Below are 6,632 nucleotides of genomic sequence, written 5' to 3' on the forward strand. Positions count from 1 at the left end.
ACGGCAACCCCGTGTGACAGTGCGAAGGGCGGTGGCCCGGGCTCGTCAGGAACCCGGGCCACCGCCCGCCGCCGTACTCCGCCCGGCTCAGTCCTTCACGGGCGTCTTGCCCAGGGTGTCGTCCACCCCGCCCGCCGGGACCGGGACCGCGGCCGCCGTGCTGTCGTCGTCGGTGTTGATGCGCTCGATGATGGCCAGCCGGTCCGGGGTGTCCTCGGGCTTGAGGTAGCCGATGAGGATGTAGAGGAGCAGGGAGACCGCCAGCGGGACCGAGACCTGGTACTGGAGCGGGACACCGCCCTTGACGTTCCAGTTGATCGGGTAGTTGACCAGCCAGAAGGCGAGCAGGCCCATCGACCAGCTGGTCAGCGCCGCTGTGGGGCCGGAGCGGCGGAACGGGCGCAGCAGGCCCAGCATCATCGGGATGGCGATCGGGCCCATCAGACCCGCCACCCACTTGATGACGATCGTGATGATGTCCTTGAACGTGGGGGAGTTGACCTGGGTCGCCACCGTCATCGACAGACCGAGGAAGACGACCGTGGTCACCCGGGCCGCGATCAGTCCGGAGCGCTGGCCCCACTCCCGGGCCCGTTTGGACAGCACCGGCGCCGCGTCCCGGGTGAACACCGCCGCGATCGCGTTGGCGTCGGAGGAGCACATGGCCATCGTGTGCGAGAAGAAGCCGACGATGACGAGGCCCAACAGGCCGTGCGGGAGCAGCTGTTCGGTCATCAGGCCGTAGGAGTCGGAGCCGTCCGGCTTCTGGGCGTGGACCAGCAGCGGCGACATCCACATCGGGTAGAACAGGACCACCGGCCAGACCAGCCACAGGACGGCGGACAGACGCGCCGAGCGCTCCGCCTCCCGGGGGCTGCCCGTGGCCATGTAGCGCTGGGCCTGGTTGAGCATGCCGCCGTTGTACTCGAAGAGCTTGATGAAGAGGAACGCGAGCAGGAAGACGGTGCCGTACGGTCCGACCAGCCCCTTGCCGTGGCCGTGCAGGGCCGGCTGGTTCCAGGCATCGAAGAAGCCGATGTGCTTGTCGTTCAGTTTCAGTACGACCGCGAAGAACATCGAGATGCCGGCCAGCAACTGGATGACGAACTGGCCGAGTTCGGTCAGCGCGTCCGCCCACAGGCCGCCGATCGTGCAGTAGACGGCGGTGATCGCGCCGGTGATGAGGATGCCCTGGTTGAGGGTGACGCCGGTGAAGACGGACAGCAGGGTGGCGATCGCCGCCCACTTCGCGGCCACGTCGACGATCTTCAGCAGCATGCCGGACCAGACGAGGGCCTGCTGTGTCTTCAGGTCGTAGCGGTTCTTCAGGTACTCCAGCGGGGAGGCCACATGGAGCCTGGAGCGCAGCCGGTTGATCCGCGGCGCGAACAGCTTCGAGCCGATGGCGATGCCCAGCGCGATCGGGAAGGACCATGTCACGAAGGAGGTGACGCCGTAGGTGTAGGCGATGCCCGCGTAGCCCGTGAACAGGACCGCGCTGTAACCCGACATGTGGTGCGAGATGCCGGACAGCCACCAGGGCATCTTGCCGCCGGCCGTGAAGAAGTCGCTGACGTTGCCCACCTGCTTGTGCGACCAGACGCCGATCGCCACCATCACGCCGAAGTAGCCGATGAGCACGGCCCAGTCGAGACTGTTCATGAGCCCCCTTCCAGGGTCCGCTGCCGGGTTCGGGCATGTGAACTCTGAGTGGGGTGGCATGATCACGGCAAGCAAGCGTCGGGTCAAGAGACGGCAAAAATGTTCCGCTCGATGGCCCGCGTTTACGTATATGAATCTTTGGTGTGGCTGAAATCCGCCCTCAGCGCATCAGCTCCCCCGCGTTGACCAGCAGCGACTGCCCCGTGATCGCCCGAGCCCGGTCGGAGGCCAGGAACACGGCCGCGTCGGCCACGTCCGCGTCCGTGGCGAGGTCGGGAAGCGCCATCCGGTCCGTCAGCCGCCCCAGCACCTCCGCCTCCGGGACGCCCTCGGTGTGCGCCGTGAACTGCACGTACGCCTGCACAGGCGGCCCCCACATCCAGCCCGGCAGCACGGTGTTGACCCGCACGCGGTGCGGCCCGAGTTCCCGGGCGAGTGAGTACATCGCGCTCGTCAGCGCCCCCTTGGAGGCCGCGTACGCCGCCTGTGCCACCTGGGTGGGGGCCGCGACCGACGACTGCGTCCCGATGAACACCACCGAGCCCCCGCGCTCCTTGAGCGCCGGCAGACACGCCCGCGTCATGCGCAGCGTACCCAGCAGGTTCACGTCGATCACCGACTGCCAGGTCGCGAAGTCGGCATCCTCCAGCCCGCCGAAGTAGCTGTCCCAGGCGGCCACATGGACCACCGCGTCGATCCGCCCGAACCGCTCCCGGGCTAGGCCCGCCAGCACCTCGCACTGCCCCTCGTCCGTGATGTCCGTCGAGCGGTACGCCGTGTGCGTTCCGTCCGGATCGATCTCGCTCGCGCTCTTGGCGAGGTTCGCCTCCGTGCGCGCCCCGAGGACCGCGTTCCCGCCGTCCCTCACGACCGCGGCGGCGACCTGGTGACCGAGCCCGGCGCCGACTCCCGACACGACGACGGTCTTGCCCGTGAGCAGTGACATCCGAGCCTCCGGGGGTATGGCCAATTATCTGACGGGGCGTCAGAGTATGGGCGACCGGCGGAGGACGGAAGGGGAGCGACGTGAGCGAGGAAACCCGCAGTGAGGTGTACGCCGAGCTGGCCGCCGTGGGGCCCTACGGGGTACGGCCGGGCCACGCCCTGATCACCATGGTCGAACCGCACCCGGGCCACGAGTACGCGTACAACCGCTGGTACGAGGACGACCACTACTACGCCGGCGCCATGGCCATGCCCTGGATGTACGCCGGCCGCCGCTGGGTGGCCACCCGTGACCTCCAACTCCTGCGCTACCCCGAGAAGTCGGCGATCGCCCAGCCCGTCACGGCCGGCTGCTACATCTCCACATACTGGGTCACCGAGGGCCGCTACGACGACCACATGAAGTGGACCGTCGCCATCAACCGGCGCCTCAACCGGGACGCCCGGGTCTACCAGGACCGTACGCACGTCTTCACGGCCTTCCAGGACCACGAGGCGACCGTGTACCGGGACGGCGCCGCGGGACCGCGCGACTTCCACGCCCTCGACCACCCCTACGCGGGCCTGGTGGTGGAGGTGATCGACGCCGAATCCCCCGAGCAGCGCGCCGAGTTGCTGGAGTGGCTGCGCTCGCGGCACCTTCCCAAGCGGCTCGCGGGCTCCCCGGCCGCCATGGTCACCGTGTTCCGCCCGACACCGCTGCCCGGGGACCGGATGACCTATGTGAAGCAGGTGGAGGGCGTCGACACCCGGCTGACCCTGCTGTGGTTCCTGGAGGCGGATCCGCGCGACTGCTGGGAGGCGTGCTTCACGGACCGGGACGGGCCGGTGGAGGAGGCGGGCCTGGGGCGGGTGGAACTGGTGGCGCCGTTCATCCCCACCGTGCCCGGCACGGACCGGTACGTCGACCGGCTGCGCTAGCCCGTGCGCCGTTTCCGGACACAAGCCGAGCCCCCTCGGCAAGGACGGCGGGCTGGTCGAGAGGGCTCTGGTGGTGAAGCTTGTGCAGTTGTCTCATACGTGAGTGACCGGCGTGCCGTTACGCCTTGACCGAGGTGACGAAGGCGTTCCACGCGTCGGCCGGGAAGGCCAGCACCGGACCGTCGGTGACCTTGGAGTCCCGCACGGCCATGGCCGCGATCACCGGGGACTTGACCTCGACACACGCGCCGTTGCCGGTGGAGTACGAGGACTTGGTCCAGGTGGTCGTGGCGCCCTGACGAATTGCCATTTTTGCTCCGTAATGCCTGGTGATGAGTTACTGGGTTTCCGCCAACCCTGCTGCCCGATTGGCGTGATCGACGTTACTCGCCCACCTCGGCGTACGAAGCGACTATTCACTCGACTGGATGGCATATTCCAGGCGGGTCTTCCAATCCGCCCTGGGGAAGGTGTACTGTACGGCCCTTTCCGTCGATGGCGGCCCGTGCGGGTGCCGTTGGCCGATTCAGCGCGCGTACTCCTTCGCGATGTCCGCGATGAACTGACGCGAATGCTCCGGGTTCAGCGCCTGCGCCCTGAGGTGCTCGTACATCACGCTGTACTTCTGCACGTCGTTGGCCTTCTCCAGATACAGGTCGCTGGTCACGCCCTCGATGTAGACGACGCTGGAGTCGGCCGCGTCGGGGAACTCCAGGATCGCGTACTGGCCGTTCACGCCCGGGTGGGCGCCCATGTCGAAGGGGATCACCTGCACGGTCACGTGCGGCAGCTGGGCCTGCTCGACCAGATGCTCCAACTGGTCCCGCATCAGCGACTTGTTGCCCACCACCCGGCGCAGCGCCGCCTCGTCCATCACGGTCCACAGCCGCAGCGGGTTGTCCGGCGCGGTGATTCGTTCCTGCCGCCGCAGCCGCACCTGCACTCGCTTCTCCACGTCGGCGGCGGCCGTCTCCGGCAGCGCCCCCGCGATCAGCGCCTCCGCGTACTGCCGGGTCTGCAGCAGCCCCGGCACCACCTGGGGGTCGTACACCCGCAGACTGGCCGCGTCCGTCTCCAGCCCGATGTAGACGCTGTAGGGGATGTCCCCGAAGGAGTGCCACCATCCCTGCTGGCGGCTGTCCTTGGCCATCTGCATCAGGGAGTCGACGATCCGGTGGTCCTCCACCTCGTAGACCCCGCACAGATCGCGCACGTCGCGCTGGCTGATGCTGCGCCGCCCGTTCTCCAGCCGGCTGATCTTCGACTGGGACACCAGCAGCCGCTCCGCGACCTCTTCGGCCGTCATGCCCTTGAGTTCCCTCAGCCGGCGCAGCTCCTGGCCCAGCCGGCGCCGCCTGACGGTGGGATTGACATTGGACGCCACGGGACGTGCACCTCCGGCTGCGGACCTCTGGTTACCACTTTGCGTATCTGCTGTTGAGCAGACTGCCACCAAGGTGCTTTCTACCGCTGGCAAACGGTGGATATGCGCTGAACGCACGTCAGTTCACGGCACCCCGCGCGAACAGGGCGGACATGCGGCCGCGCGGGGTGACGAGACCTCGCGGCCTCGTCACCCCGCGCGAACCAGCGGCTCCCGAACGGGTCCAGAGACTCGGGTGCGGCTCTCGGTGGTGCGTAGTGCGTGGTGCGTAGTGCGTGCTGCGTGGTGCGTGGGTGGTGCTGTGTCGTGGAACCGCGGCTCAGTGGGCCACGACGCGTGCCATGGAACCCCGGCGCGGCTGCATCGGAACACCACGAGCGGGTTCCGGCGCGGACCTGGCCGGTCCGGCGGCGGCCTGGCGGCCGGCCGGGGCCGGGCTGCGTCGCGGCTGGGCCGCCACGCCGTTCTGGACGTCCATCACGGCGTGCGCGACGAGACCGCCCATCGGGTCGTGCCGAATCAGGTCCCGCAGCCGGGACCTGGACGAACGACCCTCGTTGCCCGGGTACAGATGCTTGCCGAGACCGACCGCGTGCGCCAGTGCGGCGAGCGCCGCGGTCCGTGGGTCCGGCGGTACGCCGGTACGGATCGCGGAATCCAGCCGGGCCCTGATCTCCCGGCTGATGGCGGTGTCCGTCGCCTGGTAGCGAGTCGTCGGCAGCACCCCGCACATCTGACCGGCCACGGCATGCACCATGCCGCACCGCTCGAGATGCGAGAGGTAGGTCTGGCGCAGCCCGAGACGCGGCCCGCCAATCCAGTTCACTGCCCGCACGGGAGCGCCACGCCTTCGCAGCAACTCCAACGCGCAGTCCAACGTTGGATCTCCAGTCGGCCGTGGGGCCACCACGGCGATACGATCCCCGTCTGGGGCTATCCGTCCGGCCAGCGCCAGCTCCACTAGCTGTGCTCCGGCCAGACCGAGGTCGAGCGACTGCGGCTGCGCAGTGGTACCCGTGGTCGGGTCCAGTGCCAGCAGCAGAAGCTCCTCCGGAAGTGTTCTGCGGCTCCTGCCCATCCATGCCTCCCCGCGTGGATGAAAGACAGGGTGACCCCTCTCACATTGGTCTGTCGAGGGTGCGTGACCTGTTTGTGAGGGAACCGGTAGGTATGTCGTTCTCGTCTACCGCAGGGGTTAAGCCCCCACACAGGACACTGGTACATGGTTCGGACAGCGCGTACGGCGGTGTCCCGGGCGGCGATTCACGGTTCGGTTGACGGTTCGGCAGCCGCGTGCGGGGCATGCGGTGGCAGATGGAGGAGGCATCGGTGGCGGGCGAGTCCCCCGACAGGTCGAAGCAGCGCGAGTCGTCGGCAGAACCGACGTCGGGGAGCGCGGTTCCGGTTCCCAACCCGAGCGACCCCCGCATGGCGGTGTCCCGGGATCCGTCCACCCCCCGAGGCGGCGTCGACACGGCGACCCGAACCCTCTCGGTACGGGACCTCAAGCGAACGGCCGCCCCCGGGGCCTCTCCCGAACCGGGGACGCCTGAGACGACCCCGCACGAAGCACCCGAGGGAACCCCGCCCCCGTCCGGGACGACGGAGGGCGGGGCCGACGAGCAGCCTGCGGGGGCTGACGGCGGCGCGTCCGGGGACGGGACGGCGGGGACTGGCGGTGGTGCGTCCGGCGACGGGGCCGCGGGGACTGGCGGTGGTG

Annotated in this window: 6 protein-coding genes; 1 reads left to right on the forward strand and 5 read right to left on the reverse strand. The window is 68.8% G+C overall.

Going from position 1 to position 6,632, the window contains the following annotated elements; genetic code table 11:
* Window positions 1-87: 87 nt before the first annotated feature.
* Both GRC12_RS40400 and GRC12_RS40405 read right to left on the reverse strand, forming a co-directional pair.
* Entirely contained in the window at window positions 88-1,662 is a 1,575-nt protein-coding gene (locus tag GRC12_RS40400; protein ID WP_208785437.1) for a sodium:solute symporter family protein, read from the reverse strand.
* A gap of 160 nt (window positions 1,663-1,822) precedes the next feature.
* Window positions 1,823-2,608, reverse strand: a complete 786-nt coding sequence (locus GRC12_RS40405) for an SDR family oxidoreductase (RefSeq protein WP_208785438.1) — start codon at window positions 2,606-2,608, stop codon at window positions 1,823-1,825.
* Between the two features lie 80 nt (window positions 2,609-2,688).
* Here GRC12_RS40405 and GRC12_RS40410 point away from each other — a divergent pair, with 80 nt between their 5' ends.
* Window positions 2,689-3,528, forward strand: a complete 840-nt coding sequence (locus GRC12_RS40410) for a hypothetical protein (protein ID WP_208785439.1) — start codon at window positions 2,689-2,691, stop codon at window positions 3,526-3,528.
* 118 nt (window positions 3,529-3,646) lie between these two features.
* On the opposite strand, the gene GRC12_RS40415 is transcribed toward GRC12_RS40410, so the two are convergent.
* From GRC12_RS40415 to GRC12_RS40425, 3 genes are all read right to left on the reverse strand, one after another.
* Window positions 3,647-3,838 carry a DUF397 domain-containing protein gene (locus GRC12_RS40415; protein WP_208785440.1) on the reverse strand — a complete coding sequence of 64 codons (192 nt, stop codon included), beginning with the start codon at window positions 3,836-3,838 and terminating at the stop codon, window positions 3,647-3,649.
* Between the two features lie 216 nt (window positions 3,839-4,054).
* Window positions 4,055-4,912 (reverse strand): helix-turn-helix domain-containing protein, encoded by an 858-nt coding sequence (locus GRC12_RS40420; RefSeq protein ID WP_208785441.1) that lies wholly within the window; start codon window positions 4,910-4,912, stop codon window positions 4,055-4,057.
* Window positions 4,913-5,231: 319 nt separating this feature from the next.
* The gene (locus tag GRC12_RS40425; RefSeq protein WP_208785442.1) at window positions 5,232-5,990 is read right to left on the reverse strand and encodes a GOLPH3/VPS74 family protein; all 759 of its coding nucleotides are present in this window, start codon (window positions 5,988-5,990) and stop codon (window positions 5,232-5,234) included.
* Between the last annotated feature and the right edge of the window lie 642 nt (window positions 5,991-6,632).

Origin of the sequence: Streptomyces griseorubiginosus, from assembly GCF_017614965.1 — a bacterium.
GTDB lineage: Bacteria > Actinomycetota > Actinomycetes > Streptomycetales > Streptomycetaceae > Streptomyces > Streptomyces griseorubiginosus_B.

Excerpts from the sequence above, each read along its gene's own strand:
- GRC12_RS40425 (WP_208785442.1), bottom strand. The coding sequence starts at position 5,990 with ATGGGCAGGAGCCGCAGAACACTTCCGGAGGAGCTTCTGCTGCTGGCA.
- GRC12_RS40405 (WP_208785438.1), bottom strand. The coding sequence starts at position 2,608 with ATGTCACTGCTCACGGGCAAGACCGTCGTCGTGTCGGGAGTCGGCGCC.
- GRC12_RS40415 (WP_208785440.1), bottom strand. The coding sequence starts at position 3,838 with ATGGCAATTCGTCAGGGCGCCACGACCACCTGGACCAAGTCCTCGTAC.
- GRC12_RS40400 (WP_208785437.1), bottom strand. The coding sequence starts at position 1,662 with ATGAACAGTCTCGACTGGGCCGTGCTCATCGGCTACTTCGGCGTGATG.